Source organism: Methylobacterium sp. SD274 (assembly GCF_017355285.1).
In the GTDB taxonomy this organism is placed as follows: Bacteria; Pseudomonadota; Alphaproteobacteria; order Rhizobiales; family Beijerinckiaceae; genus Methylobacterium.
On record NZ_JADIJP010000037.1, the window covers coordinates 1 to 19,817 of the forward strand.

At 66.3% G+C, this 19,817-nt stretch carries 15 protein-coding genes and 2 pseudogenes; 4 read left to right on the plus strand and 13 right to left on the minus strand.

Annotation, left to right across the window (positions count from 1 at the left end):
• Positions 1-322 precede the first annotated feature (322 nt).
• Positions 323-1,213: pseudogene (locus IPV08_RS21910) on the plus strand (IS630 family transposase); the annotation flags it as partial.
• A 1-nt stretch (position 1,214) separates the two neighbouring features.
• Here IPV08_RS21910 and IPV08_RS21915 read toward each other — a convergent pair.
• The 5 genes and pseudogenes from IPV08_RS21915 to IPV08_RS21935 form a co-directional block, all read right to left on the minus strand.
• Positions 1,215-1,657: pseudogene (locus tag IPV08_RS21915) on the minus strand (L,D-transpeptidase); the annotation flags it as partial.
• A 261-nt stretch (positions 1,658-1,918) separates the two neighbouring features.
• Positions 1,919-2,665 (minus strand): hypothetical protein, encoded by a 747-nt coding sequence (locus tag IPV08_RS21920; protein ID WP_207413692.1) that lies wholly within the window; start codon positions 2,663-2,665, stop codon positions 1,919-1,921.
• Between the two features lie 187 nt (positions 2,666-2,852).
• The gene (locus IPV08_RS21925; RefSeq protein ID WP_207413695.1) at positions 2,853-3,413 is read right to left on the minus strand and encodes an HAD domain-containing protein; all 561 of its coding nucleotides are present in this window, start codon (positions 3,411-3,413) and stop codon (positions 2,853-2,855) included.
• A gap of 108 nt (positions 3,414-3,521) precedes the next feature.
• Positions 3,522-5,159: an inorganic phosphate transporter gene (locus tag IPV08_RS21930; RefSeq protein ID WP_056426323.1), complete on the minus strand. Its 1,638-nt coding sequence runs from the start codon at positions 5,157-5,159 to the stop codon at positions 3,522-3,524.
• Positions 5,160-5,435: 276 nt separating this feature from the next.
• Positions 5,436-6,338, minus strand: coding sequence for a LysR family transcriptional regulator (locus IPV08_RS21935; RefSeq protein ID WP_056453266.1), 903 nt, complete (start codon positions 6,336-6,338; stop codon positions 5,436-5,438).
• Between the two features lie 124 nt (positions 6,339-6,462).
• Between IPV08_RS21935 and IPV08_RS21940 the strand changes: the two genes are divergently transcribed.
• Together IPV08_RS21940 and IPV08_RS21945 are read left to right on the plus strand one after the other, a co-directional pair.
• Positions 6,463-6,864, plus strand: coding sequence for a DoxX family protein (locus IPV08_RS21940; RefSeq protein ID WP_207413697.1), 402 nt, complete (start codon positions 6,463-6,465; stop codon positions 6,862-6,864).
• A gap of 136 nt (positions 6,865-7,000) precedes the next feature.
• Positions 7,001-8,044 carry an LLM class flavin-dependent oxidoreductase gene (locus IPV08_RS21945; protein ID WP_207413699.1) on the plus strand — a complete coding sequence of 348 codons (1,044 nt, stop codon included), beginning with the start codon at positions 7,001-7,003 and terminating at the stop codon, positions 8,042-8,044.
• 47 nt (positions 8,045-8,091) lie between these two features.
• Here IPV08_RS21945 and IPV08_RS21950 read toward each other — a convergent pair whose 3' ends face one another.
• The 6 genes from IPV08_RS21950 to IPV08_RS21975 form a co-directional block, all read right to left on the minus strand.
• Positions 8,092-8,862, minus strand: coding sequence for an ATP-binding cassette domain-containing protein (locus IPV08_RS21950; RefSeq protein ID WP_207413701.1), 771 nt, complete (start codon positions 8,860-8,862; stop codon positions 8,092-8,094).
• Positions 8,859-10,211, minus strand: coding sequence for an ABC transporter substrate-binding protein (locus IPV08_RS21955; RefSeq protein ID WP_207413703.1), 1,353 nt, complete (start codon positions 10,209-10,211; stop codon positions 8,859-8,861). The genes IPV08_RS21950 and IPV08_RS21955 overlap by 4 nt, the downstream gene beginning before the upstream one ends.
• A 40-nt stretch (positions 10,212-10,251) precedes the next feature.
• Entirely contained in the window at positions 10,252-11,289 is a 1,038-nt protein-coding gene (locus IPV08_RS21960; protein WP_207413705.1) for a branched-chain amino acid ABC transporter permease, read from the minus strand.
• A 5-nt stretch (positions 11,290-11,294) separates the two neighbouring features.
• Positions 11,295-12,188, minus strand: coding sequence for a branched-chain amino acid ABC transporter permease (locus IPV08_RS21965; protein ID WP_056426341.1), 894 nt, complete (start codon positions 12,186-12,188; stop codon positions 11,295-11,297).
• Positions 12,185-12,976 (minus strand): ABC transporter ATP-binding protein, encoded by a 792-nt coding sequence (locus tag IPV08_RS21970; protein WP_348646172.1) that lies wholly within the window; start codon positions 12,974-12,976, stop codon positions 12,185-12,187. The genes IPV08_RS21965 and IPV08_RS21970 overlap by 4 nt, the downstream gene beginning before the upstream one ends.
• A gap of 501 nt (positions 12,977-13,477) precedes the next feature.
• Entirely contained in the window at positions 13,478-14,350 is an 873-nt protein-coding gene (locus tag IPV08_RS21975) for an NmrA/HSCARG family protein (RefSeq protein WP_207413710.1), read from the minus strand.
• A gap of 104 nt (positions 14,351-14,454) precedes the next feature.
• Between IPV08_RS21975 and IPV08_RS21980 the strand changes: the two genes are divergently transcribed.
• Entirely contained in the window at positions 14,455-15,348 is an 894-nt protein-coding gene (locus IPV08_RS21980) for a LysR family transcriptional regulator (RefSeq protein WP_207413711.1), read from the plus strand.
• Positions 15,349-15,413: 65 nt separating this feature from the next.
• Here the strand turns inward: IPV08_RS21980 and IPV08_RS21985 are convergent, their stop codons facing one another.
• Positions 15,414-15,590: a hypothetical protein gene (locus IPV08_RS21985; RefSeq protein WP_207413713.1), complete on the minus strand. Its 177-nt coding sequence runs from the start codon at positions 15,588-15,590 to the stop codon at positions 15,414-15,416.
• Positions 15,591-15,592: 2 nt separating this feature from the next.
• The gene (locus IPV08_RS21990) at positions 15,593-19,495 is read right to left on the minus strand and encodes a chemotaxis protein CheB (protein WP_207413715.1); all 3,903 of its coding nucleotides are present in this window, start codon (positions 19,493-19,495) and stop codon (positions 15,593-15,595) included.
• Positions 19,496-19,817 lie beyond the last annotated feature (322 nt).

The following is a 19,817-nucleotide window of genomic DNA, read 5'->3' on the forward strand; positions in this document are numbered from 1 at the left end:
CTCGCAAGGTCCACCCCTAATGATCGACGAGACGCACCACACTCTGCTGAAGGCTGCTGCCGAGTCATTGGACCAGCTGATCGCCCGTCCCGCCGGACTCAACGCCTGATTCGCCAAACTCTGCAAAACCGCGCTGGTGGTCGAGGTCAACGTCACCGACGACGAGCCACACTGGCGAGAAGGCGAGCGCAGTCCGATCGGGCTGCGTCTCACGCCAGCCGGCCGCGAGAGTCTCGGGATCGACCCTGTAGTTAGTAGTTGAGGTCTGACGATTGAGTCCGTGTGGGGGGCGGTTTGAGTCCTGTCCTGCGAGTCTGGCGGAATGCGCAGTGGCATCTCCGTCACGCTCTTCAATTCGGAACGCCTTCAGCTCGAAGCACTCGTTGCGGATCAAATACGCCGCAGAAGCACGTCTGGCGGGCCCGCATCGTGTTGCTGAGCGCCGATGGGCTCGGGACGCATGCGATCATGCGTGAGGCGGGCGTGTCCAAGACCGTGGTCTGTCGCTGGCAGGACCTCTTCGCGCAGAAGGGCGTCAATGGGCTCCTTCGGGACAAGACGCGGCCGGCGCGCAGCCCGTCGCTGGGGCAGGAAGTGGCGCCGCGCGTGGTGGCTCTGACGCAAGGAGATCCGCCCGGCGAGACCATGCATTAGACGGCTGCTCGCTTTGAGCAAGGTCGCGACTATCAGCATCTCGTCGGTGCAGCGGATCTGGCGCGGGCATGGTCGCAGCCGCATCGGGTCCGGCAGTTCAAGCTCTCCACCGACCCGGCCTTCGCCACCAAACTGTTCGATGGGAACCCTGGTCGTCGGGCTCTACGTCGACCCGCCGCCCAATGCTGTCGTGCTTTCGGTCGACGAGAAGAGCCAGATCCAGGCGTTCGCCTGCACGCAGGAGCCGTTGCCGATGAAGCCGGGCCAGCCGACGACACACACCCACGACTACAAGCGCCACGGCACGACGACCCTGTTTGCTGTCCTGGATGTCCTGGAGGGCAAGGTGATCGGCTGCTGCATGCAGCGCCACCGGCATCAGGAATTCATTCGCTTCCTCAACGCGGTCGAGGCTGCGGTTCCGGCGGGCAAGATCGTCCACGCGGTCCTGGACAACTACGCCGTCCACATGCACCCGAAGGTCTGTGCCTGGCTGGACCGCCACCAGCAACGGACCTTCCACCTCATTCCGACCTCAGCTTCGTGGCTCAATGCCGTTTGCCGGGACCCCCGGCCATGCCGTTGCGCCACGGCCCGTTGCGATCCGGTTCCCGTGCGATCATGTCCGCCGTCGGGGTCCAGCGTGGCCGCTCGGCCTTGCGTCCGACCCGCTCCAGGCCAGACCGGCCCTGCCGACGCCGACACCATAACGCAGGGCTCGGCCGTTCTCGCGTACGAGATAGAGAAACTTGTTACCCGGATCGACGACCAGCGTACCCGGCGTTTCGGCGCGCGGATAGGCGACCTCCTGGCGAAAGTAGCGGGGATCGATGCTGCCGATCTCGGTCGCCGGAAGGGGGAAGCGTTCGTCGGGACGCGCACCATACAGGGCGGTGAACGCCGCGTTCGGTGGCGGTACCACGGCCTCGCGCCGGGCCTCCATGGTCACGCAGCCACTGCCGGCAAGGCTCACCCAGGCCAGCCGGACGAGGATCGGAAGCATAGGGCCGCCTCTACGCCGGAGGGAGGCAGCCGATCCCGACTTAGTCATGAGGCGTGCTACCTTTCCAGAGACGTTCGGCGCCGAAGGCATCGGATGGCCGTCAGACGCTCAGGAAAGATGCCTTTCGTCTAGGCCTGAGGGAAACGCATAGTTCTGATGGGTTTCAGATGACGATCGAATGGACGGCGCGCACCTGTAACTCGTCATCGCCCTCGATGCCGGCTTTCTGAACCTCTGCCGCAAGATAGCGACGCCCGACGATCAGGCAGGCACGAGAGTTTTGCTCAACCTGGCCCGTGTTTCGCCGGCCAGACGGTGCAGGACATCCGCGTAGCGCGTGAGCAAGCGCGCGAGAGGCGAGCGCCACAGGCCGTGTCCGTCATCACAGAGCGGATCGTTCACCACGGGACTGCCATCGGCGCCCACCAGGACGTTGCCGATGTTCGGATCGAGGCCTTGCGGCGATACCGCACGCAAGGACGCGACATAGGCTTCGTATCCGGGCCACGCGGCCCTGAAGTCTTCGCGGATCCCGTCGAAGCTCGCGTGATCGATCCGTGGCTCGTGGGCCGGCCATTCCACCTTGAACCGGTCTCGGACGCCCTCGTCCATCGCGACGCCCGGATGGTCCGCGATGACGGCGTGGGCATAGGCCAGCCACCAGGCATCCCGCGCCGGATTCGTGAGCCGTGAGCCCACGGTCATCAGCGCGCCGCAGCGGCTGACCTGCAGGTCGTGGATACGCGGCGCGTGCGGGCCATCGGAGCCCGCGAACCCCTTGCGAAGCAGGGCCGCATAATCGCCGAACCCATCGGCCTTGCGTGCGAAGCGCACGACGACGTCCGGATGGTCCGGATGCGCATGGACGGTACCATGGTACCCGAATCCGATCTCCGACCAGCCTGTGGCGATGAGCGCGGCATAGGCCTCCGCGGCCGACCGTTCGGCAATGCCCAGGACCGCGAGCGAAGGACTGGACGTCCTTCCGTGAGTTCTGAACCCGAACATCGCAGCCACTCCTTCCTGCCGAACGACAATCCGACGCGACGCGCTCTCAGCAGCCGCACGGGGGCGGCGTCGAGGCGCGACCGGACGGGCAGGTCCGGCAAAGGTCGAGGAGACCCTGTCGATGTCGGGGGCAGCGTGACGCGGGTGTCACTCCACTGTCATGGAATGACCGGTGCTTTCGAAAAGTTCAATCCCTATGGGGAAGTAAATCGGCGGTGCGTGGGAATGAGCCAATCTGACCCATTATTGCTCGAGGAGCCGCCATCCCCGCCAGCAGGTCGCGGGCCAGGATCCCCTCCGCCTCGCTTAGTCCAAGCTCTGCAACGGGACGAACGTGCCGACCCGCATGGGCCGGGCCGACCTCTACGTCGTCGAGGACGAGATAGTGCGTGATGTGGTTCCGGCTCGCGTGTTCGGTGATCTCATCACCGCGCCCGGCTTGCTCGGCGGGAAGCATCGCGCCCGTTTCGGCATTCCTGCTCGTCGGCAGGATGGCCGTCCGCCAGTCCGGGTGAAAGCAGTCCTCGGATAGGCCGGCTTCCACCAGTGTCGGGCGGCAATCGTCGACGCGCCATGTAGACGACACGACCACCCTCGCGTCGAACTCCCGTACGAGGGCGGCAACGAGGGCGACCTGGGTCGGGTTGAGCCTGTCCTTCCCGGCTTGCCGTTGAAAGTCCACCGTCGTGACGACGCCGTCCACGTCGAGGTAGATCGTCAGCGCTCCAGCCCCTGTTCGTTCGCTCAAGGGGCCAGTCCCGTTCTGTGAAGCAACTCTGCTTCGGCCGTGGACGCCTACCGCGCGACGCTGCGATCGTCCAGCATCGGGTCCCCGGCCGGCCACGTCGAGGTGCCGCTAGAACACGTGCCGTAGGATGAAGAAGAGGACGCCCGCCAGGGTGATGGCTGCGGGCAGGGTCAGGACCCAGGCCAGCGCCATGTTGCGGACGGTCGACATCTGCAGGCCCGAACCGTTGGCGGCCATGGTGCCGGCGACGCCGCTCGACAGGATGTGCGTGGTCGAGACTGGCAGACCGTAGAGTTCGGCGAGACCGATGGTGCCGGCGGCGACCATCTCGGCGGAAGCGCCCTGCGCGTAGGTGAGATGGGTCTTGCCGATCCTCTCGCCCACGGTGACGACGATGCGCTTCCAGCCGACCATCGTGCCGAGGCCGAGAGCCAGTGCGACGCAGACCTTGACCCAAGTCGGGATGTAGCGTGTCCCATCGTTGAGGAGGCCGGTATAGGCCTTCAGGGTACCGGCCTCGGCTTCCGAGAATGTCGCGCCGTTCTTCGGCAGGAGCCGGATCGCATCGGCGGCGAGATACATGTCGTTGCGCAGGTTCGACGTCGCCGCAGCCGGCACCTGCTTGATGGCGCCGTAGGCCTTCACGTTATCGGCGATGTCGGTGGAGAGCGCGGCGAGGGCCCCGTACACGGCAGGCTGGTTCAGGTCCTTGGACTTGAGAGCTTCCGAGACCTGCTTGCGGGCCTCGGCGGCGTCAGGCTTCGGCGCGTTCCCGGCATGGCTGGCGAATACCGTGCTGGCGTTCTGGGAGGTCTGGATGAAGGCCGGGGTGGTGTCGTCCGCCATCGTGCGGTTGAGGGCGTAGGCGGTGGGGGCGGCGCCGATGAGGATGAGCATGATCAGGCCCATGCCCTTCTGGCCGTCATTGCCGCCATGGAAGAACGACACGAGCGTGCAGGTCAGGATCAGAAGGCTGCGAATCCACAAAGGCGGCGGGGTTTCGCCCTTGGGGGCCTCGTAGAGATCCTTGCGCCGCACGGTGAATTTGAGGGCCAGCAGTAGCAGGGCGGCGGCGACGAACCCGATGACGGGGCTGAACAGCAGCGCCTTGAACACGCCCAGGGCCTGCGCCCAGTCGACGCCCGAGGTTGCCTGTCCCTCGGGGGCCATAAGCTGGTTGGCGAGGCCGACGCCGATGACCGATCCGATCAGGGCATGGGACGACGAGTTCGGCAGGCCGAAAGCCCAGGTGCCCAGGTTCCAGAGGATCGCGGCGATGAGCAGCGCGAAGATCATGGCGTAACCGGCCGACGACCCGACCTGCAGGATCAGTTCCACCGGCAGCAGGGTGACGATGGCATAGGCCACGGCGCCGGAAGACAGCATCACACCGAGGAAGTTGAAGGCGCCCGACCAGATGACCGCGACGAGCGGCGGCATCGAGTGGGTATAGATCACGGTGGCCACGGCATTGGCGGTGTCGTGGAACCCGTTCACGAACTCGAAGGCCAGAGCGATGAGCAGAGCCAGTCCGAGCAGCACGAAGGCGCCGATGGCGAGAGGCGACTGCCCCACCGCGTTCATGTCGGTCACGAGGCTGTAGAGCGCGTAGCCCAGTCCGGCGACCAGGACGAGCAGGAAGGCGATGACGCCGCCCGGATGAATGCCGTGGTCGAGCTTTGGCCCCGTGGCGGGCGCCTTGGCGCCCTGCGGCAGGCCGGTCGGAGCAGCAACGGCGTCGGACATGATGGCCTCAGGACCCGGGGGATCAACGATCCTGCCAGTAGGTCGCGCTCATAACAGTCCTGTGACATGCATTCAAAAAGCACCGATGGCGCTGGATTAAAGTGATCGACACGAACGTACGACGCGAACTCGCTCCTTGAAGCGTGCCAAGTGCAGGCGCTGCTCAGCGTTGTCCGAATCCGTCCGGCCCTGTCGGATGGAACGACCACCTTTTTTTGATTCTGACCTCGACCACTCTGTCGGCGCGGAGGCGTTCGTCGCTCATCATGGTTGGCGTCACTGGCCCGTGTCGGCGCAACGCAATTGGGCAATGAGCCAGCGTCCGGCCGGTCCCGGCGGCCGTTCCATCGGGTATACGGCCCACATCGGCAGGAACAGGCCGCCCTTCGGCAAAGCGGCGATGTCGAGCCGCACGAGGTGTCCGACGGCGAGGTCATCCGCCACGACCTCCAGGGGCATCCCGCCCCATCCGAGCCCCGAGCGCAGGAAAGCATGCTTGGCTCCGAGATCGGCCAGCCGCCAGGTCCTCGGCGAGAACACGCCGAACTCGCGCCCCTTCGTCAGCTCGCTGCGGTCGGTCAGGACGAGTTGGACATGCTCGGCCAAGTCAGCGGTCGGGATCGTCCCCGTCCTGCGCGCGAGGGGATGGGCGGGCGAGGCGACCATGACCAGTTCGATCTGGCGCAACGGCTCGCGCGCAAGCTCGGGCGGCAGCAGGGGCGTGGCACCCGCGACCGCGAAAGCGCAGCGCCCGTCGAGGACCGGCGCGATCACCGCCCCCAGGGTCTCGACCTGGATGCGCAGGGGCGTGGAGGGAAAGGTCGGCTGGAACGCGGCCACGGCTTGCGTGAGCACTTGAAACGGGAACAGGACGTCCAGCACGATGCTGACTTCCGCCTCCAGGCCGCCGGCAAGGTCCCGGGCCTGGGCCTTGAACGTCTCGGCGGCCGCTACCGTCGCGCGTGCATGGGCGAGCAGCACGCGGCCCGCCTCAGTCAGGACCGGATAACGGTTCGAGCGGTCGAAGAGCTTGATGCCGGATTGCGTCTCCAGGTTTGCCAGAGACTGGCTGACCAGCGATTGCGCCCGCCCGAGCTTGCGTGCGGCTGCGGAGAAGCTGCCGGTATCCACCGCGGCGACGAAAGTCCGGAGTTGATCGAGGGTGAGTTGGTCGAGCATCCATCTGTCCAGGTGATGGTATGCATCGAAAGATATAGGCTTCGATGGGGGATGGAAGGGGCCTACGGCTTAGCGCACAGCCGAGCCGGTCCAGAGTTCGGCGACATCGAACTGGATGTTACTCATGTCACAGACCCTCACGGCCACCTCTGCTCCGTCGCGCAAGCTCAACATCGCGACATGGTCGTTGCAGATCCTGCTCGCTCTCGTGTTCCTGGCGGCGGGCGGCGCCAAACTCGCCGGGGTGCCGATGATGGTGCAGGTCTATGACCTCATCGGCGTCGGCCAATGGTTCCGCATCGTTACCGGCCTCGTGGAAGTCGCAGGCGCCGTCGCCCTCCTGATCCCCGGCTACGCGGCCTTTGCCGCCCTCTGGCTGGCCTGCACCATGGTCGGCGCCATCATCGCCCATCTGGTCGTTCTACCCACGCCGGTGGCCCCGGCTGCCGTGCTGCTTGCCCTCACCGGAACCCTGACCTGGCTGCGCCGAGACCAGATCCTCTCGGTCCTGGGGCGCCGTCGCTGAGTAAGGGGCCGTTGCCCGGGATGGCCGCGGCCGACGCGAACGGATGCGGCGCCATCGCAAAGGGGCCGCGCTCCCATTCTCGCCTCATCGATCTGCACGCTTCTTCCATCTGATCGCACCAGAGAGACCGTCCGCCATGGAACTCGGCATCGACAGCTTCGCCGTCACCCTTCCCGATCCGGAAACGGGCCGGTCCCTTCCGGCGGCCGAGCGCATGGCGCGTCTGCTCGCGGAAGTGGAGGTGGCCGACCGGGCCGGGCTCGACGTCTTCGGTATCGGTGAGCACCACCGCGCCGAATTCCTCGATGCGGCTCCGGCCGTCATCCTCGCGGCCGCGGCGGCACGCACGAGCCGGATCCGATTGACAAGCGCCGTCACGGTGTTGAGCGCGGCCGACCCGGTCCGCGTCTTTCAGGAGTTCGCTACCCTCGACCTGATCGCCAAGGGCCGGGCGGAGATCGTGGTCGGGCGCGGCTCCTTCGGCGAGGCCTACCCGCTCTTCGGGTTCGCCGCCGAGGATTACGACGCCCTCTTCGCGGAGAAGCTCGACCTGCTTCTGACGCTGCGCGAGCGGACCCATGTCACCTGGCGCGGCCGGTTCCGCCCGCCGCTCACCGGCCAAGGCGTCTATCCGCGTCCGCACCAGGAGACGCTTCCGATCTGGATCGGTGTGGGTGGAACACCGGCCTCCTTCGCGCGCGCCGGCACCCTCGGCCTGCCGCTGATGGTCGCCATCATCGGCGGTAGCTTCCAACGCTTTCGCCCCCTGGTCGACCTTTACCGCGAAGCCGGCCGCCAGGCGGGCCATGCACCGGAGAGCCTCAAGGTCGGCGTGCATGCCGTCGGTTTCGTCGCCGACACCGACGGGGCCGCGCAGGAGGCGTTCTATCCCGGCTGGGCTCAGCTGTTCGGGAAGATCGGGGCGGAGCGGGGATGGCCGAACACGAACCAGCGTGAGCAATTCGAAGCCATGTGCGGCCCCTACGGCGCCTACCTGATCGGAGCGCCGGACACGGTTGCGGCGAAGGTGGTGACGGCCAGCGCCGCGCTCGGTGGCATATCACGTCTGACCTTCCAGATGAGTTCGGCGATGCAGGAGCCGGATGCCATGCAGCGATCCATCTCATTGCTCGGCACCGAGGTGATACCGCGGGTGAAAGCGTTGTTGCCGGCCTCGTGACGGCGCCCTGCCCCAGGCGCAGGGGCCCGTTCTTGGAACGACACCGTTCAGGCCGGCACGTGGGTGGGCACCGTCCCGAGGCCGAAATAGAACGTCTTGATGTCGTCGCGCCCACGAAGTTCGGCGGCGGTGCCGGTGAGGACGCTGCGTCCATTCTCCAGCACGACCGCCCGGTCCGCATGGCGCAGCGCGACGGTGACGTTCTGCTCGGCGACCAGGATCGTCAGTCCCTCGTCGCGGTTGAGGCGCTCGAGGGTGCGAAAGATCTCGGCCACCACCTGCGGAGCGAGGCCCATGGAGGGTTCGTCGAGGACGAGCAGGCGCGGACGACCCATCAGGGCACGCCCGATCGCCACCATCTGTTGTTCGCCGCCGGAAATCAGCCCGGCCAGAATCCGGCGCTTCCGCAGCAGGCGCGGGAAGATCGCGTAGATCCGCTCCAGGTCGGACCGGATGGCGGATCGGTTCGAGCCGCGCCCGAGCCCACCGGTGACGAGGTTCTCCTCCACGCTGAGCCCACGGAAGCAGTGGCGGCCTTCGAGCACCCCGACGAGGCCCGCCCGCACCAGGGCATCGGTGGGTGTCCGGGACACGTCCTGTCCGTCATAGACGATGCGGCCCGCCGTCACCTGCCCGCGTTCGGCGGGCAGGAGGTTAGAGACCGCCTTGAGGACGGTGGTCTTGCCGGCGCCGTTGGAGCCCACGAGGGCGACGATCTCGCCCGCCGCGACGGCGAGGTCGACTCCCGAGAGGGCGCGGACGGCGCCGCCATAGCGGGCCTCCAGCGCCTCGACGCGTAGCAGCGGCGTGCCGGTCACGGAGTGGCCGCCGCGGCGTGGGTCGCATTCTCCTCGGCGGCACAGTTGCGCGGCGTGATGCCGTGCTCCTTGGCGTAGGTCGCCGACGAGGCCTCGATGATCGGGCGCAGGGTCGCCCAGTCGGGGGCGATCCAGTCGGAGACCACCTTCCATTTCGCCCCGTCCCATTGCTGGAAGGTGACGCGGCCATCGCCCTCGTGGTTGGCGCAGGTGACGTTGATGGAGTGGAACAGGCCCTTGGCGCCCAAAGCCGCGACGCGGGCTTCGTCGAGACGCAGGTGCTCGAAGCCCCAGCGGACCTCGTCTCCGGTGAGCGTCCGCTTGCCGAACTTCGCTTGCGCCGCCCGCACCGCCTCGACGTTGAGGATGCCGTTCACGATGCCGAGGTTGTGGTAGACGCTGCCGATGCGCTTCTTGTCGGCGAGATTGCCGGTATTGCCGTCGTAGACGGTCTTGATGATGTCCTTCAGCACCGGATATTCGGCGCCCGACGCCTGCGTGGTGATGGCGACGTAGCCCTTGGCGGCCTCTCCTGCCGGGATCACGTCCTCCTCCGAATTGGACCAGACGTTGCCGACGATGCGGTTGGCGGGAAAGCCCGTCTTCTGGGCGGTCTTCAACGCCACCGGGTTCATCACGCCCCAGCCGCGCAGGACCACGTAATCCGGCTTGAGGCGGCGGATGGTCAGCCATTGCGATTGCTGCTCGTTGCCGGGATGCGGCACCTCGATCTGCTCGACCTTGAAGCCGTGCTTCTTGGCGAGGAGCTCATAGATCGGGATCGTCTCCTTGCCGTACGGCGAGCCATGATAGAGCACCGCGATGGTCTTGCCCTTGAGCCTGTCGAGTCCACCCTCGCGGCTCCCGAGATATTCGACGATGCCAGATGTCTCGCTGTAGGGGTTGAGGAGGAGCGGGAAGACGTAGGGGAAGACCCGGCCATCGGTGGAATCGGTGCGGCCGTGATTGATCGTGATCAGCGGCACCTTGTCCTTGGTGATCCGGTCGACCATCGCATAGGCGATTCCCACAGAGAGCGGGTTCCAGGCTGCGATGCCGGGACGGGATTTGAGCCGCTCATAGACCTCGACGCCGCGCTCGACCTCGTACTGGGTCTCGCCCTCGCTCCAGGTCAGCTTGACCCCGTTCACGCCGCCGTCGCGGGTGTTAATGAGGTTCAGGTAATCGATGAAGCCACCGAAGAACCCGGTTCCACCGGCCGCATACGGCCCGACCCGGTAACTCTGCAGGGGGAAATGCTGTTCGTCGGCGCCGGCCGAACCGGTGAGCGCGACGAGGGCGGTCCCGGCGACGAGCACGGAACGCAGGGCGGTTCTGAATGCGGGCATGGGAAGTCCCTTAGTTCGCTGGTCTCTGGAGTTTAAAAGGTCAGGCCGAGGGGCGTAGGCGGCGCACGGCGCGGTCGAGGAGCGCACTGAGCCCGGCGGGTTCGCGGATCAGGAAGGCGACGATCAGGATTCCGAGGACGATGCGCTGACACATCTCCAGCGTGCCGGAATCGAACCCGTCGCCGAGTAAGGCTGCGCCGAACCGTGACAACAGCAACGGCAGGACGACGATGAGCCCCGCGCCCAGGAAGGCGCCGCGCAGGGTGCCGAGGCCGCCGATGATGACGATGAACAGGATCTGGAAGGAGCGGTCGAGGTTGAACCCTGCCGGCTCCACCGTGCGCAGGTAGGCGAAGGCCCAGAGCACACCCGCTACGCCGATGATGAAGGAGGACAGCCCGAAAGCGAGGAGCTTGGTGCGCGCCACCTTCACGCCGATGACGCGGGCGGCGGTCTCGTTGTCACGCACGGCCACGAAGCTGCGGCCCGTCGGCGATGTGACGAGGCGCCAGGCCAGGACCGTCAGCAGCGCCACCACGGTGAGCGAGAACAGGTAGCGGCCACGGGCATCCTCGAAGGACAGGCCGCCGACGACCAGCGGCGGCGCGCTGATGACTCCGGATGGGCTGTCGTTGGAGAGCCAGCTGAAGCGGTTCAGCACCCAGGCCACGAAGAACTGCACCGCCAGCGTCGAGACGGCGAGGTAGAAGCCGCGCAGCCGCAGGGCCGGCAGGCCGGCTACCAGCCCCGCCAGGGCGGCCACGAGCCCGGCCAGCACGATGGTCGCCGGCAGCGGCAGGAAGGGCAATCGCAGCGACAGGTTGAAGGCGGCATAGGCCCCCACCGCCATGAAGGCAGAGGACCCGAGCGAGAGCTGGCCGGCATAGCCGGTGAGCAGGTTGAGTCCGAGGGCCGCCAGCGACAGGGCCAGGAACGGCGTCAGGATCGCCTCGTAGGGGTAGCTGCTGCCGACGAGCGGAACGATCCCATAGGCGATCGTCAGAAGAAGAACGACGCCGATGCCCTTGGCGGATAGGCGCGGCAGGGACTTGTCCAGCGGAGTAGAGGTGGCGGCCATGGCGCTCAGACCCGCTCGACGCTGCGCATGCCGAACAGCCCCGAGGGCTTCAGCAGCAGGAAGCCCAAAGCCGCGACATAGGCGATCCAGCCCTCGATACCGCTGCCGATGACCGGCCCGAGATAGACTTCCGACAGCTTCTCCACCGCGCCGACGATGAGGCCGGCGACGATGGCGCCGAGGATCGAATCGAAACCGCCGAGCACGAGGACCGGCAGGGCCTTCAGCACCACCAGGGAGAGCGAGAATTGCACGCCGAGGCGCGCTCCCCAGAGTAGTCCAGCCACCAGGGCGACGATGCCCGACGCGATCCAGACCGCGGCCCAGATCCGGGGCAGACGCAGGCCGGTGTTCAGAGCCGCCAGCGGATCGTCCGCCACCGCACGGAAGGCGAGGCCGGTGCGAGTGTAGCGAAAGAACAGGCTCAGCACGGCTACCATCAGCCCGGCGACGGCTGCGGCGAACAGGTCGAAGCGGCTGACGAGGATGCCGGCGAGGTCGATCGGCGTATCGTCGATGCCGAGATCGAGCCCGTGTACCTGCGTGCCCCAGGCGAGCTGGGCGGCTCCCTCAATGACGTAGGCGACGCCGAGGGTCGCCATGAAGAGAGTGATCGGCGGCTGGTTGACCAGGGGCCGCAGGACGGCACGTTCGATGGCGAGCCCGAGGAGGGCCATGACCGCCAGGGTCGCGGCGAAGGCGCCGATGAAGGGCACGCCCCGTTCCGTCAGGCTGACGAAGGTCAGTGCCGCGAACAGCAGCATCGCGCCTTGCGCGAAGTTGAGCACGCCGGAGGTCTTGTAGATCAGCACGAAGCCGATCGCGACCAGCGCATACATGACGCCGGACAGCAGACCTCCGACCAGCACCTCGACGAAGAAAGCGAGATCGGGATTCATGCGCCGGCCTCGAAGGCGAGGCCGAGATAGGCGGCGATGACGGCGGGATCGGCCTGGACCTCGGCCGGCGTACCGGAGGCGATGCGCCGCCCGTGATCGAGGACGGTGACGCGATCCGATAGGCCCATCACCACGCCGACATCGTGCTCAATCAGTACGATGGTGGTGCCGGTGGAGTCCCGCGCGGCGCGAATATCACCGCTCATCCGCTGTTTCTCGGTGGCCGTCATGCCGGCCATGGGCTCGTCGAGCAGCAGGAGGCGCGGCTTGGCTACCAGGGCGCGGGCGAGCTCGACCCGCTTCTGCACACCATAGGGGAGCGTGCCAACGAGCCGGTCGCGTATGTCGGCGAGGTCGAGCGCGGCGATGACGGCCTCGGCCTGCTCCCGGTGCTCGCACGCTTCGCGTCGCGCATGGGGAAGTCCGAGGACCTGCGCACCAAGCCCGGCGGACTGGCTGTCGACCAGCCCGATCGTCACCGTATCGACGACGGTGAGACCCCGGAACAGCGCCAGGTTCTGGAAGGTGCGGGCCACACCGAGGCGGGCGAGGTGCCGCGTCGGCACGCGGGAAAAGCGGTCGTCGCCGATCCGGATCGCTCCGGAATCCGGCGCGTAAAGCCCGCTGATCGCGTTGATCAGGGAGGATTTACCGGCTCCGTTCGGGCCGATGACTGCATGGATCTCCCCCTCCCCGACCGACAGATCCACGGCATCGAGCGCCACGGTCCCACCGAACCCGAGCGACACGCCTTCGACTACAAGGAAGGGAGCACCCTCCTCGACGATCCTGGGATGGAGCCGTTGGCGGGAAGCGGGAAGGCTCACGGATCGTGGCCGATCGACGAGATGCGGCCGGACAGCAACATTCATGATGAGAGAAGCGTTTCCGGGGGGGCGAGGTAATGTATTCACGTCAATGAATCGAGATCATGACGCGATAAAGCCAGTCTCATGGGATGGATGATGCCCTTGACGGATCATCGATAGGCCCAGCTTCATCTATAAATCTAAATCTGTCAAAAGGATAAGGAGCTATATTTCTGGCGCTTTTACCGAATTCGTTCCATGCGAGCCGTGATCGGGAGATTGATTCTGCTCAGGTTATCCGTGCGCCGTCTTATTCTTGAAGCGCGCCTGTCGGCACCGCGCCGGTTGATCAGGGGGCGCGATCGATAGACGATCCGAGCACAAAGCGGATTCTTGATGTTGCGCGTGGCCATCCGGCCTCAGGAGTTCGGTATTCCCCACCGAACTCCTGGAGCCTGACGGCCGGTGTCCCAAATGGTGTCAGGCGGACGCCGCGATCCTGGCGGCAAAATCGCGATAGGACCGCAACGGACGACCCAGAAGTGCCGTGAGGCGATCGATGTCGCCGGTCTCCGGCCGCATCCCGATGTCGAGAAAGCATTCGCACATCAGGCGCATGTCGAAGGCCATCCAGCTCGGCGCGTGCTGCTGCCGCAGGTTCTGCTCGAAGGCGCCGGTGTCGTCACCGCCATACGCGACCGGGCGGCCCAGGATTTCGGACCAGATGGCGGCGACGTCCGCACCGGTCAGCGTCTCGGGACCGACGAGATTGATCCGGTCGAAGGGGAGCGGTGTGCTGGACCGCTCGCGGCGGATGAGTTCGAGGGCGGCGATCTCGCCGATATCGGCCGCATCGATCATCGCGAGGCCCTTGGCCCCGATCGGCATCGGGTAGACGCCGTAGCCGAGCACGACGTCCTTGATCAGGGCATCGTTGTTCATGAAGTAGGCCGGGCGCAGGATCGTGGCGTTGAAGCCCATTCCCTCGATCATCCGCTCGACGCCGAACTTGCCCGCGAAATGCGGCACGTTCACGTAGAGGTCGCTATGGATCACCGACAGGTAGACGATCCGCTCGATCCCGGCCTCGCGGGCGAGGTTGAGGGCGATCAGGGCCTGGGTGAATTCGTCCGGCACCACAGCGTTCAGCAGGAACAGGGTGGAGATTCCCGACAGGGCGTTCCGCAAGGTGTCGACATCGAGCAGGTCGCCCTGGACCACGGTCACGCCCACAGGAAGCTCCGCTTTTACGGGGTCGCGGACGAGTGCGCGGACATCGGCGCCACGCTGGACGAGGTGGTTGATGACGTGGCGGCCGACGGTGCCGGTCGCGCCGGTGACGAGGATGGTCATGGGGGTCACTCCAAGGTTGTTTCAAACGACACCCGGAGAATGAGGGGCTCACTCGTGGTTCGATAGACCGTCTGTTAAGACGGTCCGTCTCACAGGTGGAACGTATGGACCTCCTCGCCCTCGCCGATTTCAACCTCGTCGCCCGGCACGGGGGGGTCGGCCGGGCTGCCCGCGCTTCTGGACGCCCGAAGGCGACCCTGTCCCGCCGGGTCGGGGAGCTGGAGGCCAGCCTCGCCCTGCGCCTGTTCGAACGGGGCGCGCGCAGCCTGAAGCTGACGGAGGAAGGCCGCGCCCTCTACGAGCGGACGCGGGTGCTGCTCACCGAACTCGACGAAGCGGCGTCGGCCATCGCCACGGGCGGAGACAGGCCCCACGGACGCTTGCGCATCAGCGCGCCCGTGCTGTTCTCACAGACCGCGATGGGCAGGCTCGCGGTCGATTTCGGGTTGAAATATCCCGACATCCGGCTGGAGATCACCACGGAGGACCGGGCCGTCGATATGGTGGAGGAGGGCTACGACCTGGCGATCCGGGTCAACCCGGAGCCTGACGAGACTCTGGTCGGCCGTATCTTTTTGCGGGACCGGCTGGTGGTCGTGGCGAGCCCGGGCCTGAACCGGCCGGAAGAAGGGGCGACCGTGCCCGGTGTCATCCGCGGTCCGATCGGAGGACCGCTGACCTGGGACATGCGATCGCCCGGCGGTAAGTCGAGCGTTACCGTTGATCCGGTGCTCGGCCTGTCATCGCTCATGATGGTCCGCGATGCGGTCCGCGCCGGGCTCGGCGCCGGACGCCTGCCGATCTCGCTCGTCAGCCGCGATCTGGCGGCCGGCAGGATGGTTCTCTGGGGCAATCTCGACCGGCCGGAGATCGCCCTCTGGACGCTCTACCCGTCGCGGCGGTTGCTGAGCGCACGTGTCTCCGCCTTCCTCGTCCATCTGAAGGAGGCCTTCCCGATGGGGACCGCCGATGAGCTCGCGGCGCATATCGATGGATAGCAGCGAGGCCCCTGCCCCGGCGACGGAGCCCGACGGTCTGTCATCCGGCGCCCATGCCGAATGCTTCAGCGGATGAGCGCTTCGGCGATCTTCTCAAGCTCGACCGGCGCTTCGACCCTGACCACAACCGCGAAGCGTGCCGGTAAGCCGGCTCCCTCGCAATCACGGCGCAACGCATCGACCCGGGCATACTCGTCCTCGACCACGAGGATCACGCGGCTTGCCCAGGGGCTCGATTGCATCGTCACCCCTGATCTTGTGCCTGGGCATGATCGATGAGTGGCAAATCGATGGTGCAGTGCAGGTCCGTCGAGGAGAGGTCGTAGGTGGTGCGTGCCTGCATGACGTAGGGCAATGCCCGCTCGATCAATTCGCGGCCGTAGCCGCCGGCCTTCGCGATCGGACCCTCTTCCTCCAGCACATGTTCGAGCCCGGTCTCCCGCCACTCCAACACGAGGCGCTCGCCTTCCTCGCCCGCATAGGTCCGCCACGTCACCTCCAGGCGGCCCGCCTCGGTGGTGAGCGCCCCGTATTTGCGGGCATTCGTGGCGAGTTCGTGCAAGGCCAGCGCGAAGATTTCCACCGTGCGTTTGCGCAGGCGTACCTTCGGACCCGACAACAGGACGCGCTCGGGCATGTTGGCGGCGCCGAGGGCGTCGAGCTCCACACGGAGCACCGCGTCCATGGTGATCGGCTCGTTATCCGCGCGGGATAGAACGCCTTGTACACGTGAGAGCGCGGACAGCCGGTTCGTGAAGGCCACCTCGAAATCCTCGAGCGTCTCGCTGGAGCGCAGCGTCTGTCCAGCGATGGACCGGACCACGCCGAGCAGGTTCCGGGTGCGGTGCTGCAATTCGGCGACCATGACCTTCTGGCGTTCCTGGTAGGTGCGCAGGTCGTCCACATCGGTGGAGGTGCCGAGCCACTCGACGATCCTCCCCCTTTCGTCATGGACCGGGGTCGCGCGCGTCTGGAACCAGGAATAACGGTCCTCTGCCGCATTGCGGATCCGGTAATTGACCACGAGCGTGCCCAAACGCTCCGCCTCCTCCCAACGCGCGAGGGTCTCATCACGGTCGTCAGGGTGGAGAGCGGCGATCCAGCCGTGACCGAGGCTGTCCGCCTCGGACTGCCCCGTATAGGCGCCCCATTGCGGGCTGGCCCAGGTCCATTGGCCGCCATCGACCGCCCGCCAGACCAGCTGTGGGACGCCCTCGATCAACGCGCGCTGGCGGGCCTCGCTCTCACGCAGCGCATCCTCGGCGCGTTTGCGCGTGGTGACATCCGTCGCCGAGCCGAACCATTCGATGATGTTGCCGTCGCCGTCGAAGACCGGGATGGCCCGCGAATGCGTCCATCCCACCGTGCCGTCGAGACGTCGGACCCGGTGCTCCAGGTCGAAGGAACGCTTCGCGGCGTTGGCCGCCTCGATCTCGGCACGGACCTGCGCCTGATCTTCTTCCGGGATGTACCGGGTGACCCAGCTCTGGTCGGGATCGTCCGTATCGGACAGGAACCCTCCCCCGGAGAGTTCGTGCATCATGTCCCAGGCCGGACTCATTCGGTAGAGCACCTGCGAACTGGCTTGTACGAGCGCCCGCAACTGCTGTTCCGAGCGGCTCTGTGCCGCCTCGGCTTTGCGACGCGCGGTAATGTCGACGAAGGTCATGACGGTGCCGTCGATGCGATCTTCCACGGTGCGGTAGGGTCTGAGCCGCATCATGAACCATTGCCCGGCCCGGCTGCGGACCTCGTTCTCCACCGGCACGAGGTCCTGCAGCACCCGAGTGGTGTCCGCCTCGATCCCGTCATACTCCAGACGGTGCGTGAAATCGGTGATCGTACGGCCGATATCGGCTTTCGTGATGTTGAAGAGTTCCGCGATCGGTGGCGTGAACATCTTGATGCGCAGGTTGGCATCGAGGAACAAAGTGCCGATTTCCGTCGCGTAGGTGAGATTTTGCAAGTCGCTATGCGCCACCGAGATGCTGGCCAGCTTGCTCTTCATCTCGGCATTGACGGTGTGAAGCTCCTCGTTGATCGATTGGAGCTCCTCTTTCGAGGTCTCGAGCTCCTCTGCCGTCGAGCGATACTCCTCGTTGATCGATTGCAGCTCCTCGTTGGTGGCACGAAGATCCTGGATCGAGGCTTCGTGCCCGCTGCGGCTGGCGATCAGGGCTTCCTGGGCAGCCCTCAACTCGGCATGAAGGCGGCGAACCTCGTCGGGCTGGGTGTCGGTTGCGGCCTCTGACGTGTCGTCGCCGCGCACGCGGCCGCCATCCAGGAAGAACACGAGCGCGCGCGTCCCCATATGCGCCTCGCTGGGAACGGGAACGACGTGCATGGCGATCCTGCGCCGCTCGCTGTCGAACGCGACCACGGTCGGATGGGTGAGCGTCGGTTCCTTCTGGTCGAGGGCGCGGGTCAGCGCCAGCCTGAGATCGAGCCGCAGCTCCGGCCGCACCACCGTGGGGAGTTGGTTGGAGACCGGCCCGGCCGAGTGGAGGAGGAAGCGCCCCGCATTCGCCGAGAGGTGCAGGATGTGCTGAACGTCATCCACGAGCACGCTTGCGGGCGCGCTCTGTTCCAGAGCGGACAGGTGCAGCGTGGCCGACCTGTCCCCATTCTCGTTGCGCGCGGGCGCAGCGTGATCCGGGGGCATGAACCGTTCGGGCACGGCGAATTGCGGCAGGATCGGCAGCGTGCGGGCCGCATTCGGCCGGGAGCAGTAGATGCGCGCTTCCCGGTCGAGGGGGGCGAACTGGTCCGTTGCCGCGTCCACGGTCTCGGCCGACCCCAAGAACAGGTAGCGTCCCGGCTTGAGGCCGTAATGGAAGATCGCGCAGAGTTGCTGCTGCAGGCTGCGCTCGAGGTAGATCAGGAGGTTGCGGCAAGTGATGAGATCGAGCCGCATGAAGGGCGGCTCCTTGATGACGCTGTGCGTGGCGAACATGACGCTGTCGCGCAGCTCCTTGCGCACACGGTAATGCGAGCCTTCGTCGACGAAAAACTGAGTGAGGCGCTCATTGGAGACGTCGGCCTCGATCGAGCGCGGGTAGCGCCCCTCCCGCGCGATCCCGAGCGCGGTATCATCGAGATCCGTGGCGAAGATCTGGATCTGCGGATGGAGCTTCCGCCGCGCAGCCTCCTCATGCAGCAGGATCGCGAGGCTGTACGCCTCCTCTCCGGTGGCACAACCCACGACCCAGGCGCGGAGGTTCTCCCCCTTTTCGGGCCCGAGATCGTCGAAGAGCGGTCGGATCGTCTGGTGCCTCAAGGCCTCGAAAGCCTGCGGATCGCGGAAGAATTGCGTCACCGAGATCAGTAGATCGGTGAAGAGTTCTTTCGCCTCCTCGGGAGTGGCCAGAAGGTGATTGGCATAGTCCGCGAGCGTATCCGTGCGACAGACTTGCATGCGTCGGATCACGCGCCGCATCACGGTGGCCCGCTTGTAGCCTGAAAAATCGTGGCCCAGGCGGGCGCGAAGGAACGCCACGATGCGCCGAAGCTCGTTGGCGCTGGCGTCCATGTCGAGAGAGCGGACGGCCTCCTTGCTATGGGCCAACTCCATCACGCGCTCGGCCAGGCGGGCCAGCGGCGCGACGAAATCGGCCGTCCCCGTGGAGATGGCGTTCTGCGGCATGGAGGCGAAGCTGGCTTCCGCCGGCTCCTGCACCATGACGACGCCCCCGCCCTCCCTGATGGCCTGGATACCCACCGATCCATCGGCGCCGGCGCCCGACAGGATGATGGCGATGCCATCGCCACGGGCGGCGGCGACGGAGCGGAAGAACATGTCGATGGGCGATCGCCGGCCGCGCGGCTCGCTGAACTCCCGTGCCGTGACGCTGTCGCCATCGATGACGAGTTCGCGGTCGGGCGGGATCACGTAGACGCAATTGGGCTTGAGGGTCGGCCTGTCCTGGATCTGGTTGACGGGCATCCGAGTGCAGCCCGACAGGATGTCGGCGAGCATGCTCGGGTGGTCGGGTGCGAGGTGAAGAATGACGACGTAGGCGAGGCCGAGATCCGGCGGAAGTTGCCGGAACAGGCCCTGCAGCGCCGCGATGCCGCCCGCCGAGGCGCCGATGGCGCAAACGGGTACGAATTTCGGAGAGGGAAATGCGTGAGATTCGGGGTCGTACATGTGGCCCTATCCGTGGCGGCTGACCGATCTCTTAGCGAGAACTCGGGCAGATACCCAACGGTCGAGTCCGCTTCTGTTTTCCCCACACTGGTGAAAAACCGGCTCGCCGGCTCGTCCTGCACCGCGTCGGGTCGTCCACGTTGGGGCGTCCACGGGCCCGAACCCTTGCGAGGAGGGAGCCTCGACGGAACCGAGGACCCGCTATCCGGCCGGAACCCATGAGCACATGGGCCGGATGATCTTGGATGATCAGGGCGGACGTGGCTCGCAGGCAGGGGCGAGCGGGGCCAAAGCAGGCCCGGCGGCGAAGGATCGTGAGAGC